Origin of the sequence: Paenibacillus sp. FSL R7-0048 (genome assembly GCF_038004505.1) — a bacterium.
Classification (GTDB): domain Bacteria; phylum Bacillota; class Bacilli; order Paenibacillales; family Paenibacillaceae; genus Paenibacillus_AQ; species Paenibacillus_AQ odorifer.
The window spans coordinates 5,368,082-5,387,079 of sequence record NZ_JBBORF010000001.1 but is presented as its reverse complement, the minus strand read 5'-3'; the positions used below and the strand labels follow the sequence as shown (position 1 = coordinate 5,387,079).

Here is an 18,998-nt window from a genome sequence, read left to right as displayed (position 1 = left end):
TGTATCAAATTTAAAATAATTACAGCCGTATATGCGGCAGGGATTGAAAATATGCGTGATTTGTATACTCAGGTTTCTAACAGAGGATTAGGTAAGACAGACGGCACTTCAATTTTAGAAGCTGTTTTGGAAACTAGTTTACTAAAATCAAAAAGAGAGCCCAACACATGATTGGTTGCCTTTGTTCAAATGGGCAATTTTGGTGAAGATTAATAACTGAGAACCGTATCACAAATAGTGGTAAAGCAGAAGATCAAGTTGAATGTAGAAGCTACGCTGATTAATGCTCGTTTATCATAAATGTCCACGCATGTAGAGTAATCATATTTAAGAAAGCCCGATCCTATGTGAATCGGGCTTTCTTCTTTTCTGAAACAGTAGGAATGTGATGTGTGCTAGATTGTGTCAAAATGAATGATATATACTTTTATGTGGACGTAGGTGTTATACACGCTTCAAACACACTCGAATTATTCATTATATTTATCCTTAGGCTATTGTTTGTTGTCGTAATACTTTCACCATGTTAGATATAAACTTTTTAAGTTAGAATTAGTAGGAGAAGGCAGGGACAAATAAAGAATTTGTAGAAAGACGAATATAATTTTATTACATTTAAATTCCTCTATTGATGGTAAAATGGTATCTATTAACGAAAAAATCCTAAGAAATGAGGCAAGCGAATGACTACCGGATCCGAAACAATTCGTAGAATTAACGAGCAAATTCTTAGAAGCGATGCAGCTATTTGCCGTCATATTGAAAACCTTGACGCTTTGGGGAGAGGAGCGGTTTCACAAGATATTTTGTCCAATTTGCGGACGTTTGTTGAACACACAATGTTCAAAATCTATGCGCATGCTAATGTTACTACATATAATTATTCGAACATAGATCAGGCTATTAGTTTTGTAAAGACAAAAGGACATTTGAAATTCTTATGGAGGTTTCACGCTTTTTTACAAATTGTTGCTTCACACTATACCCTAGAACCTGAGGATTCAGAACGTGCGATGCTGAAATACTATGAATTTATGTTGAGAATCAAAGATTTCCTAAAAACTCAGTATGGACTTGATGTGTTGGCGAATCTGGACAAGTTTCCATTAAACATAGATAGAAATCTTCAAGAGTACTATGAGAAAATAGCTGAGAGGTTACGACGCAGAAATCACAGCGCAGATCGAGCATCTTCCGATAATATGCGATACTACGTTTACAAAATTAAGCCATTTTTTGTAGATCAACGAATTTATTATGAAGTTACTTTCATGCCCGCGACTGGAAAAGCGAGTAAATTTGATCGCATAATCGCTTTCACCACATTAGACATCTCGAAATACTATGCTGTAAAGCTAGGAACGATCGAAGAGAATATCACTATCTTAGGTAGGACTATGCCTATTTTTATCATTGTGAGTTGGGAAGTGGCAATTCGGCCAATTGAGATAGAGAGGTTTTCAAGCATTTTCGCGATAGATTTGCCCGGTTATGCAAGTTCTGCTGAGGGACGAGGCTTGATGCGATTCTTGACAAGGACCGGACTTAACCTAGTTGAAATTCTTTGTTTTGAGGATGCGCATTATAGGCAAATTCGTTCCAGCATCCTCTCGACTTTTAATGCAAAGGTCAGCCATCTTTTTGATTTATTTGACCGTTGTCGCAATATTATTGGAAGCCACCAAGCAGGGTCCAATGTGCTTAGATACTTACTTTATCATATGAATAAAAGGATCATTGAGGATCAACTTGGTGAGTCTAACGGTTATTTGTCAAATCTTCGTCTGAATTATGGGTGTATTCCCTTTGATAAAATGCCGTTTAGTACTTCGCTTTTACATCACAATCCGAAGCTAGTTGATTTGTTTGACTGCCTTGACACTACGAATAGAACACATGAATTGCTTGCACGCTATGTACTCAAAAATACTGAAATAAATGGACAACTGTATACTTCGCGAAGCGACCTTGAGCGTTTTGGCGATGTTGATGTGCTTGTGAGTACTTTCAATAGAAAGTTGTACCATAATGAGCGTCATCAGGCTCGCCGCTTGAAAGAAAGGAATGCTCATTTTTATATATCTGGTTATGAAAACGACACCGTATGGATTATTCAGAAACTCACTGAATTGTCAACGAGAGGCATCCAGAACTACACTAACTCTGTAGACGATTGGCTTACTTCTGAGGTTCATTTAGTGGACTGTGAAGAAAAAAGATCCTCGTTGCGGCAAATGTTCACACAATCTTCTGTTGCACTCATTTACGGCTCGGCTGGTACAGGAAAGTCTACGCTTATTAACCATATTTCAAATCTATTTATGAACCAGAGCAGGTTATACTTGGCCAACACTAATCCTGCTGTGGACAACATGAAACGTAGGGTTACAGTTCAAACAGGTGATACGGATTTTATGACTGTCACAAAATTTATAAAGAAGCAGAGTATACGTACAAAATATGACATAGTAGTCATTGATGAATGCAGTACGGTCAATAACAGTGATATGAAAGAAATCTTAAAAAAAGCCGATTTTGAGTTGCTTATTTTGGTAGGTGATATTTATCAAATTGAGTCTATCCAATTTGGGAACTGGTTTAATGCGGCAGAAGGTTTTTTACCGGCATCATCAATTAATCATCTTACAAGACCTTACCGAAGTAATAATGAGGAGTTGCAGACCTTATGGGATAGGGTTCGTAGCATGGATGATAGAATAGTAGAAACAATAGCTAGAAATCAATATTCAACATCTCTGGATGCTTCCATATTTACACCTTCAGAACTAGATGAAATTATTTTATGCTTAAATTATGACGGGCTCTATGGAATAAATAATATTAATCGGTTCCTCCAACAGGCTAATCCCAACCGCGCCGTCCCATGGGGACTCCAATTGTATAAAGTTGGTGATCCGATACTATTCAATGAATCTGATCGCTTCACGCCTTTGATTTATAACAATATAAAAGGATGGATAGTAGGTATCAAACTTGGTGAAGATAAAATCCAGTTTGATATTGAAGTTGATAAATCAATTAACGGGCTAGAGGCTATGCCCTATGATTTTGAACTTCTAGAAAATTCAGTAGCAGGACGTTCAGTAATCCGCTTCATAGTCGACGACCAGAGACAAGTTGATGAAAATCTTGAAGTGCCATCAACGGCTCTCGTACCGTTTCAGGTTGCTTATGCAGTATCAATTCATAAAGCACAAGGCTTAGAGTTCAATTCTGTAAAAGTCGTTATTACTGATGAAGTCGAAGACCATATAACCCATAGTATTTTTTACACAGCCATCACTAGAGCTCGAGGAAGGCTGAAGATATATTGGACACCTGAGGTCGAAAATAGAATTCTCGGTGCAATTAAACCGAAAGATATCAGACGAGAAATCGTATTTCTAAGAACTTCATTAGCTGAACATACAACCTCATGAGTAAAGAATTTGATTAGCTTCGTGGTTGAAAAAGAAACAGCGACAGTAAGACTTTCTTTTTATCTCCTTTACAATCGCTGTTTCAATTTCTAAAATCAATCAGGAGTTTAAGCATTAATGGCTCACGGCATATCATTTATTGTGGCGTGTGCTTTAAGCAGCGATTCATATAAATCACCATTACTGGTCGAATTAAATAATTTGTTAGATAATTCCCCGAAAATAATACTTGAATCAATTGCTTCAAGCATATATCGTCTCAAATCATGAGGAACAAACAATCCAAGTGACTGTATAGATAGATCTTTACATCGTTCTATAGCTCGATAAAATCGTGCCAAATCATAAGGCATAGCAGACCCGCATAAAAGTCGAATGTCCGCCGTGGAAAAACTCTCCTGAATGCGTTCACCAAGGACCCCACAATCCATTACAATAACGTTATAATTTCGGTTTAATTTTTCTGTTATATAAAGATCATTGCCTTCCAACTTATATGCGTTTCCAGTTTTTTTCGGTTCGTATAAATGGATAATATGCGCCAAATGATTATTAGAATTCGCCTCTACATAACAGGCTCTTCCACCGTGGGTATTGATCCAACAGACCAGGTTCATTGCTGTTATAGTAGTTCCCACTCGTCGATCACTACCCGCGACAGCTACTCTAAGATTAGTACAGGAGAATTGATACTTTGTCTGTTCGGGGGAATGTTGGGACTGCTTTTCGTATACTACCTCAACAGTCTCTACAGTCGGTTTGAATCGTTGCATTCCACCGTCGGAAAAACACTGTCTTAACTCGTCTTGTAGTACTTCAATTTCCGAAGCCGCTACAATGTCAAAGATGCCGATCTGAATTAATTGCTGAACCAAGGGACTGCCAGCTGGCAGTCCCTCATCTATGATAACTACACGCATTCCATAAATCGTTTGATACGAGAGAAGTGCTTGAATCAGACCCTCGTCAGATTCACTTATTGCCATCCGATCCAGTACAACAAATTGGGCATGAGAAAAATTCCGCATGTCCTTTACGACAAAGGAAAGGAGATTAAAGGTACCAATTAATTTTTTAATGGGAAGCTCTTGCTCCAGAAAGTCTAGCAAATTGACATGAGCCTCGCTTGTTAAATATAAGATCATACGTTACCCCCTCATTTCATCAGTAAGAGAATGACTCCAACGATCACCAGACCGATGTAAAAGAATAGCTCAATAATCTGTTTGTGTTTATTCATCGTTAACGTCCTCCCGCCGAACCCATGTAAGCAAACTTATAATCGGGGATCTCAAAATGGGCATGGATACGCTTGGAGCCAATCATAAGCAGAGAGTGTTCGCGCTTCTTGCCTGCCAATAATTCCTCTTCTGCATCCGTCAGATTGTAGAGTTCTTTAGTTTCCTGAAGATTTTTGCCATCAGTCCCCATCAATATCTTAATGCAGGGAATGTCCAATAGGGCTTGTCCGTACATCTTGATTTCTGGAGCAAGAAAATCAACGACGCTGTGAGAAACTATAGCTAATGCAGCTTCATATTTACGAGCGCGCTTTTCAACGTTGCGAAGAAATACCAAGCTTTGAGGAACCTTCGGGTCGATCATTAAATATGTTTCATCACAAATCAAGAGAACTCGCTCCGTTCGATCCTGCGACATCTGCTCCCAGCACCAGGAAAGCAAATTGAAATATTGGGTTCGTTTGATGTTTTCGCTGGTGTTTTGTAGGGAATGCGTATCTAAGCAAATGCAGCGGCTACGGGTCTGAATGGTGCTGTGACCATTCCAGAGGAAAGAGTCTCCGCCATTAGCGATGTCAAAAAGTAGGAGCACTAACTCCTTGTAAATCTGATCGCCTACAGCCTGCTCTTTAAACTGAACGAGAGTGTACAAATCACTGAAGGTAGGGAAATCGGTGCTCTGAAGTGTCGAAATATCGGTTGTCCAGGTGATGTGAAATTGGTTATACAGCTCGATTAGGCATTGCTTGAGTACAGCGAGCTGCATCATATTCAAATCAGGAAGATATAGATTGAAGAAAATCTCCAGGTTTTTAAGATGTAGGGCCAAGTCAGACATTCCGTTTCCTTCATCTTTATAAAGGGGATGTTCTTCTCCTTCCTCATCCCGCGGAGCTGGCCGAATCTGTAGTGGGTTAATTTTGCCGAGGGAACCACCTCCGGCATTAATCCAATCCCCCCCTAGCTGTTGACAAAGCTCTTTGTACTCCGATTCTGGATCGATAAAGATAACTTTGGTGCCTTTCATATATTCGCTCAGTGCAACATGCTTTACCGCTGTGGACTTACCAACTCCAGCTACACCCATAACGACGATGTTAGAATTTGTGCGATCTCCACCGCGTTTCCAGGGATCAATAATAATAAGACCACCACTGGAGTCTTTAGCCAGATAATAGCCAGTGCCATCATTAAAACCGCTACTAGCGAACGGAAATCCTCCAACGAAGGTGCTCATGGGCATGATTTTGTTCAAGATGTTTTCAATGGTATCCTGTGCCGGATACATGGGGGATAGCTGCTGCAAACTCTCTTTCTGCAAGTGAGCCAGAGTTCGAATCTTACAGCGCATCAGGCTGAAGGTATTCTCTACTCGCCGGCAGGTTCGAGCAAATAGCTTGTCATCATTAGCAAAGGGCATGACCAGTACATTCATGAGCCCGACGGTTTCTCCATTTTGGTCAATTTGAAGCATAATGCGTTCTCCATCTACTGCAGCTTTTTCTGCTCGTTGTCTTGTGAGCGCATCTTTGGCGTTGTCCGCTGTACTGCGGTTTTGAGTAATGGACTTAGATATGGATGAGATGAGTGCGCTATTGTCGATGGGGTGAAATCCAATGGAGACCATGGTGGAAGGTAAATTGGTGAGCGCAGATAACCAGCCAACATTTGCCTTTGGGGGATATTGAATCACGCCGTAAATCTTGGCTGCTTGTTCTCCAATTATCAGACTGTTACGCGAAAATTCCAACCCCAAAGGGGTAATCACGTTTAGCAACGAAGCATTTACGCTCGCATCTTTTTGTTCATTTCGCATCTATTTCCCTCCCTCAACCTATAATCCAAAACGGACCGCCGGCAGAAGCGTTCTTCCGGGCTTCGTTCAAGATGATGGAGAAATCCCACACTTGTTCGCTACGTTTGCGGCTGGCCGGATCAGCAATCAAAATTTCCCCCTCTGAGGTAACACCACGTAGTACCATAAAATGCCCTGATGAAGTAAAATGGCCTTTTCCCATAATGGCAATTACAAGCTTTCCTTGCGTTAGGGCATTAATAATCTTCTGGGTTTCATTAATAGAGGCTCCAGTTACATTGAGGCCAAAGTGTTTGGCACCATCAGGAATCAAGCTGTGATAACTACCAACTCCTTCAGCCAAGTAGGCATTTTCGTAAGCCCATTTGGACATCGTCACTGGATCTACGGTGTTCCCTGTCAATTGTTACCTGAAACGAAAAGACTAAAGAAGTTGTGATTTGTAAAGACAGTATAATAATTTAGAAAGGAGAGGAGAATGAATCGTCAGATTCCTCTCCCCTCTATCATTTTTTCCTCGATTTTGAATACCTCATACCAGACCAAATTCACATTATTGCTATATCTAGCCCTGAAGTTTTACTCTAGCGTGTGATTTTAAGATAGTACTCCATAACTATATAGGGGAGATGTTAGTTCTATTTATTCAGGGACGGGGTGGTTTAGAGTTGGAAAAACGTTTAGGTGAGAGTTAATCTGCTATACACATACCCGCAGAAACCCTTATTAGAATTTCCACGACACGATAGGTACTGACTTTTTCCATTGTCATTATAAATTTGAAACGCTTTCGAAGGAATCAATTCTAGTGCTTTTTAACCTTTAAAATAATATAAAACCATGAATAGCTATAAAGGTAACAGTGCATGAATCAATCTCTAGGAAGGTAGTGGTCAAAAGTGGAATTTCTAAAATGTACGAATTACGGTGTATATAGAATATATATTATATATAGATAAATCTATTATTGTATATCTATATATTATATATATACCGCAAATCGCACGTAATTGATTTTGCATCAACATCCCCTGCCAAAATGCTTAACTTTTTAAGCTGCTACCACTTAATAAGTTAAGAAGACAATTTTGAGGGGGAGTTACAGAATGCAATTTGAGTTTAGTGTAAGACAAGGTTACCAGTTGTTGAGAAAGCAACAGAAGATAAAATTAAAAGAATTGACATCAAAAATTGGGGTATCAGTTCCTATGTTATCAATGTATGAGAACGAGATCGTGAATCTCCACAAGGAAAAGGAAAAACAATATCGAGATTACATTATTGGTGGGTTTGGCAACGAGGAGAATGAATCATTGTGAGCAAAGCATTAGCGAGAGAATATTATTATTGTTACTCAGTACCTTTGTTCAAGTTTCTTAAAATGGACAAGGGCATTTCATTTATTTGTTATGCACTTCACGATAAAACTTTTATGCCTTTCTGGATGTTTGAGAAGAATGATGAATTAAAGAAAGCGTTGAAAAAATATCAGCATAGATAATGTACGTTTATTAGTGAATATATAGAGGTGATTGGTTGGCTATCAAGAGTGACACATACTATGATGAAAGAGAATTGAGATCGATATTAGATGTAGATAGAGAAAGTAAACATAGAATATACATACCCAATGAGGTTTTTAACGACTTAGTTAATTGTAAAGACTTCAAAACACGAAAGGCAAATGCAACCCACATTGCATTTGCCTTTTCTTATCTTTACTTAGCTTCATACATGTATAGGTATGCAAGATTTACGTATTATGATAAGGAAAGCGGAGAGAATTTCATTGATGATGCGGTTATGTATATGATCTGTAACACTTCACCTCATAGCAGAGGAAAGGATGGGAAAAGTTACATCACCAAAAAACAAGGTATCCTATCCGAATTAGGTTATTTGCGAAAGGAGAGCGATTACCCAATAAACATTGACTATTACACTGATGACTATGGAATTACGGATTATAATTTTGTGGATTGGCACATGTATTCTTCTCAAAATAAATTGACTGGGATATTTAATGCACCGAAGGCTAGAAAGATTAACTTACCTGTTAGAGGTATATATGGAGATGAACAATCTGAAAGAGAGAATGAAGTGACAGGGTACTTCTATCAATTCGAAAACACAACTAATTTGGATATAAATACATTTATATTTTGCATGAAGCACAGCGACATAGGAGTTGTTGGATTCTATTTGTATTCTTTCTTCAAGTGTATGAATGGTTACTTCCGAGGTGAATACAATAGCACCATTGAACAATTAGTAGCGGACACTGGTATTAAGAGTACTAAGCTTTCCGAAGTTATAGTAACTTTAGAAGCGCATAATATGATTATAAATTCACATAACACTTTTGTGCCTTATTTGGCACAAGATAAAAGAATTCCAGCGAATGGCTATAGAACTCTGGACAGCAGTCAATTTACTGATTCAAGAAAGGATGTAGCTGTACGGAAAGTTATGAGTCAATCGACATATGAAAAGACTGGTGGGAAATATCTATCTGATGATTCTTCAATAGAAGAGTACGATGATGACGAATTGAATGATCTTCCTTTCTAAACAGTACTTTATTTGGCACGAATTTACAAAAGTTTGTTTGATGTGGTATTATCACTTGATAATTATTTTGAAAAAAAGGAGAGTGCTTATGAACATCTTTATATATCGAGATTTCGAGACAATACCATACGGTTTTAAGAAGCGGAGTGGCTAATATGCCCTCCGCTTTTTCTTTGGTCAAAATTTGGCTCTGTACTTTATTTGGCACCTTTAAGGGAGGTGGTCTGAATGTAGATATTAAGTAATGGTTTATTCGTAAATTAATTCGATTTTATATTCTAAAGGAGGAATTTAAATGTCTGATGTTCCATTATCCATGGAGGGTTTTCCATTGACTGATTTGATTGGTAAGGAAGTAAACGTAAAAATTATTTCTGGAAAAACACCTATAACAAGACTAATGTATAATCAGAAAAAAAATTTAGCTGAAATTCTTTGGCACATTGAGCCTGTGTCTTCTAATGGGGATTATAAATTAAGAATCCTGCTTATTAGTCGATGCAAAATATCAAAATCATCACAAGCTGGTTTTAAAACAAGTTACAGTATTCGTTATTCCAACGTGAAATTATCAGAAGTAGAGAATGGGACTATGTTTGATGTAAATACATCAAACATGAAAGAACTACTTAGTACTCTCATACTAAATAAAATCTGAGTTTTATTTATAGTGGGAGGTTTTTAAATGGAGAGTAAAGAAGAGCGTAGTAAGCGGATTCTTGAAAATTTCGAGAGTATTCTTTCGCAGTTATGGCAGAAGTCCCGAGAAAACGATGAAACTTTGAAAATTGAGTATATGAATACCCTGCATACGAAGCTTTTAGGTGTTATACGAAACCAACTCACTATTCCAGCATTCTATACTTATTTTACAGGCTTTAGTATAGAAGATATATCAAGTGATGTAAGTATCATATTTGGAACCAATACTACTCTGAAAAAGGAAATATTGGAGAGTGAGTATTTGTCATTGCTGAAAACAGTGTTGACAAGCATAACAGGAGTTTATTATAAGATTTCGATTGTAGTCAATGACAAAAACGTAGTGCCTGAATCACTTGAAGGCAAGACCCTTGAAGAACTATGGGTAATGGCATATGGAGAGGGAGATTTAGAAGAACGGAAAGTACTACATCAGAAGAGGAAGTTAAAGTCAGATTATGGTGAAGGAGAGATTAATTTAACTGATTGTCCTATGTGCGGTTGCAATGAGGTTCCAAATACTGATATAAGTATTGAACTAAAACTTGGAGGGACGTTGTTGTTTAACGTCTCCACTTGCAGAGGAGCCAAATGTGCAAAGTGTAATGAAATGTATTTTAATACTCTCACATCAGATTCTATATTAAAACTCGCCAAAGTCTTTGATGAACTATTTCCTGAGCAGAATCCAAAAGAGGTGAAATAATGCACGAAGCACAGATGATTCAGGAGCGACTTAATCAACTTAACGAGAGTGTCAATGTGTTGACTGACAATGTACTTTCAACTGTGTCTTATACAGATGAACGACTCAAAGCAATTGAAAAATTGATGTGGAAGATCGAGAGTAAATTGGTTGACCAAACTAAAATCTTGAATTTGTTATCTAAAAATGAATTAATAGATCAGTTAGTAACACGGAAATATCATAAGGATCGAGTTATACCATTTCATCTCATGAGCCAAAAAGACAGATTAGAAACCATTGAAGCAATGTTTGATAATGATGATGAATGATGAGATTTAAACAAGAACATGCCTATGAGCCGATTATTGCTCGTAGGCTTTCTTTAATGACGTAGGAAACATGAGAACGTTGGAGTTAAATGCGGCACAAGGTGGTGCAGTTAAGATGTAGGATGTAGGATGTCGGTGAGAAGTGGTAGTTGAGTCTGATACGAATGTTACTCTTAGATGTGGTTCTAGTACCATCACAGTGACTCCTAGTGCAGTTAAGATCGCTGCTTCCATAATAGATTTGGACTAAGAAACTATGTTAACGTCAATTAGCTCTAATCTTGTAATTAAGAGTTAGGGCTATTAATGTATAATCACTTTCTAAGCTCCATCATTCCAAATTGTTTAAGGTTCCTTTATATTCAGTCTGAACAGTAATCTATAAATCCTAAAGGGGATAGAGTAAGATCATAGGAAAAAATCCTATTCAATAATAGACTTCAAATTCACTGAAACTACTATGACTTTTCTAGCTTTTTTAGTTCAGCATACAATGTAGCTTTAGGTATGCCAGTGGACTTGATGATTTCGCTTACTGTCAGTGCATTTGTCTCACGTTCAGCGTACAGATTCAAAGCACGTTTGATGATGCTTGCATCCTTTGCAGGACGACCCATGTGAGTACCTTTAGCTTTAGCTCGTTCTCTGCCTTCTGTTGTGCGGTCTACTATCAAGTCTCTCTCAAACTGTGCGAATGAGCCTAACATGTTAAACATTAGAGATTGCATAGGACTAGCCTTCTCAACAGCTTCAAAGTGTAGATTATCCTTTAAGAATTTCACATTGATACCTCTAGCAAGCAAGTCATTGACAATGTTGTTCAAGTCGATAATGCTTCTTGCAAGTCGGTCTATCTTGGTTACTACAAGCGTATCACCTTCTGACATTGCTTCTAATAGTTCCTTCGATGCAGAACGCTTCTCTGTGGATGTTCCAGTCACTTGCTCATGATAGATGTTAGCACATCCTGCTTCTTTAAGAAGTTGCTTCTGAGTCTCTAGTCCATTGTCCTGCCCAACTGTCGATGTTCTAGCGTATCCGTACATTGTCATTGTAAATACTCCATTCATCTAAAAGTTAGTTAACTTCTATACAATCAATTCTAGACTATCTTTTGTACAATTACAAGTACGGATGTTTTAGACTTTTGAACTATTTTCACCCTATGGCAAAAGTCGAAACTTTTAGACTACTATGTAAGATTGTTGGTTTTCAACTAAAAGAAAAACCGCCTTATGATAAAGGGGCTAATTGAACTATTGTTCTTCGCAGCGTAATATCTTACCTGTCATCTATGATAAGGTTCACCGTACAGTATCTAATACAAAGTATTATTTAAATAAAAATTTACATTTCAATCTAATTAAAATGACCACTTCAATTATGAAGTGGTCATTCTGACATTCTGTTATATAAATTAATTCTCATATTTTCTAACTTTATTAAATAGTTCGAACCCCACATTTCTTAATAATCTTCTGCTTCAGCCAAACTAATTGTTGTATACTTCTTCAAATGGTATAATTTATAAAACATTCATTTCAAGGAGATTTCTTGTGATTATTAACCATAATATTTCATCATTAAATACATTAAATAAATTAAATAAAAACAACAAAAATACAGCATCATCTATGGAAAAGTTAGCTTCTGGATTACGAATTAACAAAGCCAGTGATGATTCAGCAGGATTAGCCATAAGTGAAAAGATGAGAGCCCAAATAAGAGGACTGCAACAAGCTGAACGTAATATACAAGACGGGATATCTCTAATTCAAACTGCTGAGGGTGGTCTTTCTGAAATTCAAGACCCTAACCTACTAAGACTACGGGAGTTGGCTATTCAATCTGCTAATGATACTTTGACCAATGAGGATAGACAACAAATACAAGAAGAGGTTCAACAAATTAAAGAGGGTATTAATGAGATTGCTAATAATACTAAATTTAATGAAAATAATTTATTGAATACAGAAGGCACAACCATAACTACAACAACTACAACAACTGTAACTAACTTGGTACCTCAAACTGTAAGTATATTATCCACAGGGGCTGTTTATTACACTGAATTTCTACAAAATCCAACTGGAACTGAAGTTTTTGGTCTTGGATATTTCCCACAAACAACTGGAGATGGAAGAATTGTTTTTACCTTCACAAATCCACCATCAAATCCAGATGATATATACACTCCTATTGGTGCAGATTTAAAAGAGACTTTAAATAATATTAAGAATACTTTCGAGTCTATAAGCTTGGTTCTAGCGGAACATCGGCACAACAGAATACGATACTCTCAAAGAATATGAAGCTTCAAATATATGAAAATCATTTGGTTCTCATTGCGGATGCAAATATGGCATCTACAATTGGTGGAGGTGCAGGAGGAACAAATAATGGAGGACATTTTTTCGGGACGGGAACTACTGCGCATATTAATTACAATTCCGAAGTTACTACAACCATCACTAATACGACGACGACGACAACTCCAGAGAGTATAATATTACAAATCGGTGCTAACTCTGGAGAATCATACTCACTTCAACTTACTGATGCTAGAATAAATGCACTTGGAATTGATAATATTGACCTTTCAACAAGACAAGGTGCGGAATCTGCAATATCAAAGATAGATAAGGCAATTGAAAAAGTTTCATCTGAGCGTGGTAAATTTGCTTCTTATCAAAATAGGTTAGAACACGCATTAAATAATGCTTCCAACTATGAAATAAATCTAACTGCTTCTGAATCTCGTATTCGTGATGTAGATATGGCTAAAGAAATGATGGAATTAACTAAGAATCAAATATTATCTCAAGCTTCACAAGCTATGTTGGCTCAAACAAACCAACAACCACAAAATGTTTTACAACTATTAAAATAAGCAAATATCATTAGATGATTCTGCTTATTTTATTTTTGATTAACTCAATAAAACTTAATCCCAACCAGAAGCCCTAGGAGTCAATCTTAGGGCTGTTTGACCTGTTAACAATGAGCCCTCAGTGACAATGGTTAATGCCTTATACTTGTATTAAATTGGGCATAAGAAAAGCCCAAGGATGCTTTCTTTGGAATGTTTAGACATAATTTTAAGACATTCTATGCGATATGAAGAAGGTAAGCAAAAAGCAGTAGATGCAATTTATAAGGACTAGCCACTCAATAAGAGTGGTTTTTTTATTTGTAGGAGCAGATGGGGGCTAGTTTACAGTTGGAAAGGGATTGTTGTTGTAACGAAATGCTGGTACACATACAGCCAGATACTCGATGGTGATATTGATACGAGTATTGATCAATACAAAATATTATTAAAGCAGAACCTATATGAAGAATTAGTCGGTTGGTGTAAAATTGTGGAATAATCTATGGGGTGAAATAATTTAATTGGGATAGGAGACTAAACGGGAAATGTCAGATAAGGTGAAGTATTTATCCACAACTGCATTGTCAAAAGAGATGGGATTTACATCTAAAGATTTATTTGGAGTCATGATGAACTTAGGACTGATAACTAGAGAAAATGATGCTTGGGTTCTAACGGAGCAAGGGAAAGCAAGGGGAGGTATTATCAAGAATCATCCCCAACACGGCTCATTTATAGCTTGGGATGAGACGATTAAGGATGAATTGAACCTGACAAATTTGAATGAAGAAAAACTTATAAATATAGTAGCTTTAAGCCAACACTTTGGAGTTTCTAAGCTTCGCATTAATCCAATTCTGTCTGAACTTGGCTTATTGCAAAAAGGAGTAAAGGGATGGTTAATAACTAAGCTTGGCGAGAGTATAGGCGGAAAACAGTTTGAATATGACCGAAATGGCGTACCTTATGTATGCTGGGAACCAAGTATTTTAACAAACAAGCGGCTACTTGAAACGATGAAGGAGTTACGTGGTGAAAATGTAGAGACTGCAATTGAGAACAAAAAGATTGAGACAGTTGCTGTGGGCTTTAGAGAAAAATTTGAAGCAACACATAGATCGGCAGATGGGCATTATGTAAGATCAAGAGCAGAAATGCTTATTGATAATTGGTTGTATATGTCTGAGATTGTTCATGCATATGAGAGAAAGCTACCCATTGAGGAAGATGTTTATTGTGATTTTTATTTACCTGTTGGCAAAGTATACATAGAGTTTTGGGGTTTGGAAAATGATGCTAGATATAATGAAAGGAAAAAAATCAAGCTGGAGATATATAAAAAGTATGGATTTAACCTAATTGAGATTGATGATAAAGACATATTGAATTTAGATGATATCTTTCCCAAGAAACTATTGAAATTTGGTATTCAGGCGTATTAAGTAATGCTCATAAATGGAGGTTGAATCGTGCTGGGATTTATTTTTTTGATGATTATAGCAGTTGTTGTAGTCGCTGGATTTATTGTATTTAGAGTTCTTAATCGAAAGAACAACTTGAGTCATTTAAAATCTAACGACTATAACTTAAAGGATATTGATATTAGAGATATTGATAAGATGGAAGATGGCTCTGGATTTGAAATGTATTTGTATAAGTTTTTAATTGAACTTGGTTACTCTGGGGTTTATAAGACTGTAGGAAGTAGAGACTTCGGAGCGGATGTGATTTTTACAGATCGAGAGGGCATGAGAAACGTAATACAGGCGAAGCGGTACTCTGTTGACCATCCAGTGGGCATCAGTGCTGTGCAGGAGGTCTTCTCTTGCATGAGGTACTATAAGGCTAAGAAAGCCATCGTGTTCGCTACAGCCAAGTATTGGTGACATCATAGCAGCACGTGACATCATCGAAGGGGAGCCTAGGATGATACTGGAGTCGTGGTCAGAAGCGAATAGTGGTATGTTGCATGAAGTTCGAAAGGATTATAAAGCTGAGAAGTTCGTGAAGAAGGTTATGGGGAAGTAATAATGAGAAGTTATTCGACATCTTAAGGAGGTTGTTTTATGGAAAATGAAAGAATACTCGAATTAAGAAAAGAGTACCATCAAAATCGGAAAATCTACAATGAGTTTTGTGACACACTTCTATTCCTATTGAAAAAGTTATTAAAAAACAATGGTTTTCAATTTCAATTGGCAAGTGCTAGAGTAAAAGAAGAAGACTCTTTAATTAAAAAGCTATCAACAAATAGAGCCCTATCTAATATTAACAGTATCTTCGACTTAGATGATATGGCGGGTAGTAGGGTTATTTTTTATTTGGACAGTGAAATTCAAAAGTTTTCGCGGTGCATATATGAAGAATTTGATGTAGTGAAAAATAACTTAAGGTATTCTGATGATGGATATAATGCTCAGCACTTAATAATTAAATTTAAAGAAGACAGGCTAAACTTAACTGAATATGCTCAGTTTGAAGGATTGAAATGTGAACTGCAATTAACTACTGTATTATATCATGCTTGGTCTGAGGTTTCTCATAATATCACATACAAATCCCCTCAAGGTTTGATTGATTTTGATAAAGAAAAAATGGATTTCTTCCAAACCGAACTGAAAACTATTATGAAGGACTACATTAAACCAGCAAATTATAAGTTTGAATTTATTAATACAGAATATTTAGAACTGTTAAAGGGGAATGAAATATTTCAAAATGCTTTTTATGAAGATATCCTACAGACTAATAACTTAAGAGGGATTTATTTGAAATTAAGTTTGCTATCTAAATATATAAAAAAGTATGGAGATAAAACACCATCGGGATACAAATTAACTGACTTTATAAAAGAGGTGTTAACTCGCGCTCAAGGAGTAAAGGAAGGTGATGAAAGTTCTGAGATTTTAAGTTATGGTAACGACTTTAGCTATGTGGTAACGCAGTGCTTAGAAATTTTAAATGTAGTTAAATACCATTACACTGATCAAATATTCCCTATATATATTGACCTTGCACGTAATACGAACGAGAAAATAAGTAAGCTAGCTCTAGATTCAATTAAAAGACTGGCTGAATACAAGTTAGGAGTGCTACAACAATTTGGATTACAGGTGCAATTTTATATTATTGGACAAATAAAAAAATGGGATATCTATGAAAGCCTAGCGAGAATAGAAATTGTAAATTACGTGTTTGTGGAAGTTTTTAAATTAGACTTTAATTTTACTGAGAGTATAGATCATAAGTCGATAATATTTGGAAATGAATCGCTAACAGTAGATGAACCGTTGAAACAATTAAGAATGCAATCAGTGGAAATTTTAAAGGGTTTGTATTTTGTGGCTAAGGAAATTCCTCAACAGCTACGCATTTTGGATATTCTTAAAGAAGCAACAAAAACTCCAAATAGAGGGGGGTGTCCTGAAGAGATTGTGAACTTAGTAGTAACAAATACAACTTCACTTATCGACTGGTATCAATTCATTGTAAATGGGAAAGTCCCTTTAGAAATAATAAAAAAGATTGATGAACAAGCTAATTGGTTTCAGCGGAGATTTTCAACTAGTATCGAAGGATTAGCTGACCTAAAAAAATTAATTAAGGCGAACGATAGATATAAAATCTATAAGGATTTAGTTGGGTATGATTCAGACTATCTAGAAGAAATGGATTGGCGTAGATCGAAATTGATACGAAATGAAAGAATTAATAATTACTTGGAAATCATTTCTGAGGAAAATAAAGCATTCTGGATAGAACTTATTGTTGATATTTGCAAAGGATCTGAATTCATTGAACCAGGCAAATACTCATATTTCAATGGTTTTCTATTTGATATTTCTAAATCCAATCGTGAATTTGCAAAAGAATTAATTGTTAATTTGGAAAAAGATTTCAAAAGATTTCTCCATCATATAATTGCTGGATTAAAAGTAAGTGATGGTGATTATGCACAAAAACAATTAGATGATTGGATCAATGAAGAAAGAAATCTTTTAATCTGTGTACTTTCCTTTTTGTATGATGAAGAGGTTGAAGCAGGTATATTAAATCGTATATTTGAAAAAGCATCTAAAAAAAATGAAAATGAGGTTTTAATTGAGATAGTTCGAATCTTAAATACTACCAAAGTCAACAAGGAAAAAAGTACGGGTCTTTTTATAAGAACAATAAATGAACTTTCAAGTAAAAATATATTTTGGTGGACTAATTTTATATGGTTCGATGAAGAGTCTATACTTAACCATTTCGATGATGTAAAGCAAGATCAATTAATTGAAGCACTTATTGGTTGCCCTCAAATTGAATATCATGCTGAAGAAATTTTGACTTCTATTGCAAAAAGTGAGCCATTAAAGGTAGTGCGATTTTTTGAGAAGCGATTACTGAGTCAAGACGAAAGGAAGAAACTGATCCCTCAATATGAGTCTATACCTTTTCATCTTAATAATTTAGGGGAGCCTTTAAAAGAACATTCTGAAATAGTTATACCAGAAATTCTTAATTGGTTTAAAAGAGAGGATTGGTTTTTTAGTTATGAGGCTAGCGATTTACTACAAAAGATCTTTCCTTCATTTGATGAGCCTCTAGAGTCATATCTTAGAACTCTTTTAGTTGCTAAGGATATTGTTGAAGGAAAAATAATATTGGAGATATTAGGGAAGTATGATGGAAATCCTTCTATTTTTTCGTTCTGTCAAGAATTTGTTATAGCTTACGAAGGTCATGCGGATTTACTTTCAAATCTTATGGATGTACTATCAAGAACTGGTGTTGTAACAGGAGAATATGGGTTTGTAAAAGCAATGGAAAGTACTAGAAGAACAATAAAAAAATGGAATAATTCAAAGAAGGGACCTTTGAAAAGTTTTGCAAAGGATTTCGTTGATAGGCTAAATTCTGGAATAATTCATGAAACTAAAAGATCAGATGAACATGTACGATTGATGCAAAATCATTATAGAAAAAGTAGTGAGTAAGCTGTTTGAATCAGTAAATATAAGTTAATAGCAGGTACCCCCTTTGTATATCTGAAATATGAATTTTACGGAGTCGTGGGGGAGGTTGCTGAAGCATGTTTGAATGCGCTGTTAGGTAAGGTTGTAGCCTAGAATGAATAGAGCTGATCAAGGCTGAACGATGGTGTGAGAATGACCTTTCGTGAGTGCTTGGTAAAAAGGCTTGTACGGGGAAGAACGCAAACGAGTCAGCAAGTTATAGGGGAATTTCTATTTTGTTTTTTTGTACAAAGGACATAGTGTATTTACAAATTAGAGGTAATAGAGTAACTTAGTATCAACACACAGAATCGTTGAGATTTAGACTTTTTAAATTGA

The 18,998-nt window shown here is 36.2% G+C and carries 16 protein-coding genes; 12 read left to right on the top strand and 4 right to left on the bottom strand.

Annotated features, from left to right (window positions below):
* Window positions 1-683: 683 nt before the first annotated feature.
* Window positions 684-3,440 (top strand): ATP-dependent DNA helicase, encoded by a 2,757-nt coding sequence (locus NSQ91_RS23960; protein ID WP_339244480.1) that lies wholly within the window; start codon window positions 684-686, stop codon window positions 3,438-3,440.
* Between the two features lie 122 nt (window positions 3,441-3,562).
* Here NSQ91_RS23960 and NSQ91_RS23955 read toward each other — a convergent pair whose 3' ends face one another.
* The 3 genes from NSQ91_RS23955 to NSQ91_RS23945 all read right to left on the bottom strand — a co-directional run bounded on the left by NSQ91_RS23955 (window position 3,563) and on the right by NSQ91_RS23945 (window position 6,900).
* Window positions 3,563-4,585, bottom strand: a complete 1,023-nt coding sequence (locus tag NSQ91_RS23955) for a hypothetical protein (protein WP_256716618.1) — start codon at window positions 4,583-4,585, stop codon at window positions 3,563-3,565.
* 97 nt (window positions 4,586-4,682) lie between these two features.
* Entirely contained in the window at window positions 4,683-6,497 is a 1,815-nt protein-coding gene (locus NSQ91_RS23950) for a VirB4 family type IV secretion system protein (protein ID WP_076305313.1), read from the bottom strand.
* A gap of 13 nt (window positions 6,498-6,510) precedes the next feature.
* Window positions 6,511-6,900 carry a C39 family peptidase gene (locus NSQ91_RS23945; protein WP_256716617.1) on the bottom strand — a complete coding sequence of 130 codons (390 nt, stop codon included), beginning with the start codon at window positions 6,898-6,900 and terminating at the stop codon, window positions 6,511-6,513.
* A gap of 703 nt (window positions 6,901-7,603) precedes the next feature.
* Here NSQ91_RS23945 and NSQ91_RS23940 point away from each other — a divergent pair.
* From NSQ91_RS23940 to NSQ91_RS23915, 6 genes are all read left to right on the top strand, one after another.
* On the top strand, window positions 7,604-7,816 hold the full coding sequence (locus NSQ91_RS23940; protein WP_076305312.1) for a helix-turn-helix domain-containing protein: 213 nt from the start codon (window positions 7,604-7,606) through the stop codon (window positions 7,814-7,816).
* A complete protein-coding gene (locus NSQ91_RS23935) occupies window positions 7,813-7,998 on the top strand; it encodes a hypothetical protein (RefSeq protein WP_076305311.1) in 186 nt (61 codons plus the stop codon). Before NSQ91_RS23940 ends, NSQ91_RS23935 begins: the two co-directional genes overlap by 4 nt.
* 35 nt (window positions 7,999-8,033) lie before the next feature.
* Window positions 8,034-9,068 (top strand): hypothetical protein, encoded by a 1,035-nt coding sequence (locus NSQ91_RS23930; protein ID WP_076305310.1) that lies wholly within the window; start codon window positions 8,034-8,036, stop codon window positions 9,066-9,068.
* Window positions 9,069-9,363: 295 nt separating this feature from the next.
* Window positions 9,364-9,726: a hypothetical protein gene (locus NSQ91_RS23925; RefSeq protein WP_076305309.1), complete on the top strand. Its 363-nt coding sequence runs from the start codon at window positions 9,364-9,366 to the stop codon at window positions 9,724-9,726.
* Between the two features lie 27 nt (window positions 9,727-9,753).
* Window positions 9,754-10,476 carry a hypothetical protein gene (locus tag NSQ91_RS23920; RefSeq protein WP_076305308.1) on the top strand — a complete coding sequence of 241 codons (723 nt, stop codon included), beginning with the start codon at window positions 9,754-9,756 and terminating at the stop codon, window positions 10,474-10,476.
* Window positions 10,476-10,787, top strand: coding sequence for a hypothetical protein (locus NSQ91_RS23915; RefSeq protein ID WP_076305307.1), 312 nt, complete (start codon window positions 10,476-10,478; stop codon window positions 10,785-10,787). The genes NSQ91_RS23920 and NSQ91_RS23915 overlap by 1 nt, the downstream gene beginning before the upstream one ends.
* Window positions 10,788-11,245: 458 nt before the next feature.
* Here NSQ91_RS23915 and NSQ91_RS23910 read toward each other — a convergent pair whose 3' ends face one another.
* On the bottom strand, window positions 11,246-11,839 hold the full coding sequence (locus NSQ91_RS23910) for a recombinase family protein (protein ID WP_076305306.1): 594 nt from the start codon (window positions 11,837-11,839) through the stop codon (window positions 11,246-11,248).
* 504 nt (window positions 11,840-12,343) lie between these two features.
* Between NSQ91_RS23910 and NSQ91_RS23905 the strand changes: the two genes are divergently transcribed.
* The 5 genes from NSQ91_RS23905 (at window position 12,344) to NSQ91_RS23885 (ending at window position 18,641) form a co-directional block, all read left to right on the top strand.
* On the top strand, window positions 12,344-13,099 hold the full coding sequence (locus NSQ91_RS23905; protein ID WP_340920185.1) for a flagellin: 756 nt from the start codon (window positions 12,344-12,346) through the stop codon (window positions 13,097-13,099).
* 47 nt (window positions 13,100-13,146) lie between these two features.
* Entirely contained in the window at window positions 13,147-13,677 is a 531-nt protein-coding gene (locus NSQ91_RS23900) for a flagellin (protein ID WP_340920182.1), read from the top strand.
* 527 nt (window positions 13,678-14,204) lie between these two features.
* Window positions 14,205-15,101, top strand: a complete 897-nt coding sequence (locus tag NSQ91_RS23895; protein ID WP_076305304.1) for a glycerol kinase — start codon at window positions 14,205-14,207, stop codon at window positions 15,099-15,101.
* A 27-nt stretch (window positions 15,102-15,128) separates the two neighbouring features.
* Window positions 15,129-15,545, top strand: a complete 417-nt coding sequence (locus NSQ91_RS23890) for a restriction endonuclease (RefSeq protein ID WP_256716615.1) — start codon at window positions 15,129-15,131, stop codon at window positions 15,543-15,545.
* A 180-nt stretch (window positions 15,546-15,725) separates the two neighbouring features.
* Complete coding sequence (locus NSQ91_RS23885) at window positions 15,726-18,641, top strand: RelA/SpoT domain-containing protein (RefSeq protein ID WP_076305303.1); 2,916 nt, start codon at window positions 15,726-15,728, stop codon at window positions 18,639-18,641.
* The last annotated feature ends 357 nt before the right edge of the window (window positions 18,642-18,998 follow it).

Excerpts from the sequence above, each read along its gene's own strand:
- NSQ91_RS23960 (WP_339244480.1), top strand. The coding sequence starts at position 684 with ATGACTACCGGATCCGAAACAATTCGTAGAATTAACGAGCAAATTCTT.
- NSQ91_RS23955 (WP_256716618.1), bottom strand. The coding sequence starts at position 4,585 with ATGATCTTATATTTAACAAGCGAGGCTCATGTCAATTTGCTAGACTTT.
- NSQ91_RS23950 (WP_076305313.1), bottom strand. The coding sequence starts at position 6,497 with ATGCGAAATGAACAAAAAGATGCGAGCGTAAATGCTTCGTTGCTAAAC.
- NSQ91_RS23940 (WP_076305312.1), top strand. The coding sequence starts at position 7,604 with ATGCAATTTGAGTTTAGTGTAAGACAAGGTTACCAGTTGTTGAGAAAG.
- NSQ91_RS23925 (WP_076305309.1), top strand. The coding sequence starts at position 9,364 with ATGTCTGATGTTCCATTATCCATGGAGGGTTTTCCATTGACTGATTTG.
- NSQ91_RS23920 (WP_076305308.1), top strand. The coding sequence starts at position 9,754 with ATGGAGAGTAAAGAAGAGCGTAGTAAGCGGATTCTTGAAAATTTCGAG.
- NSQ91_RS23915 (WP_076305307.1), top strand. The coding sequence starts at position 10,476 with ATGCACGAAGCACAGATGATTCAGGAGCGACTTAATCAACTTAACGAG.
- NSQ91_RS23910 (WP_076305306.1), bottom strand. The coding sequence starts at position 11,839 with ATGACAATGTACGGATACGCTAGAACATCGACAGTTGGGCAGGACAAT.
- NSQ91_RS23900 (WP_340920182.1), top strand. The coding sequence starts at position 13,147 with ATGGCATCTACAATTGGTGGAGGTGCAGGAGGAACAAATAATGGAGGA.
- NSQ91_RS23895 (WP_076305304.1), top strand. The coding sequence starts at position 14,205 with ATGTCAGATAAGGTGAAGTATTTATCCACAACTGCATTGTCAAAAGAG.
- NSQ91_RS23885 (WP_076305303.1), top strand. The coding sequence starts at position 15,726 with ATGGAAAATGAAAGAATACTCGAATTAAGAAAAGAGTACCATCAAAAT.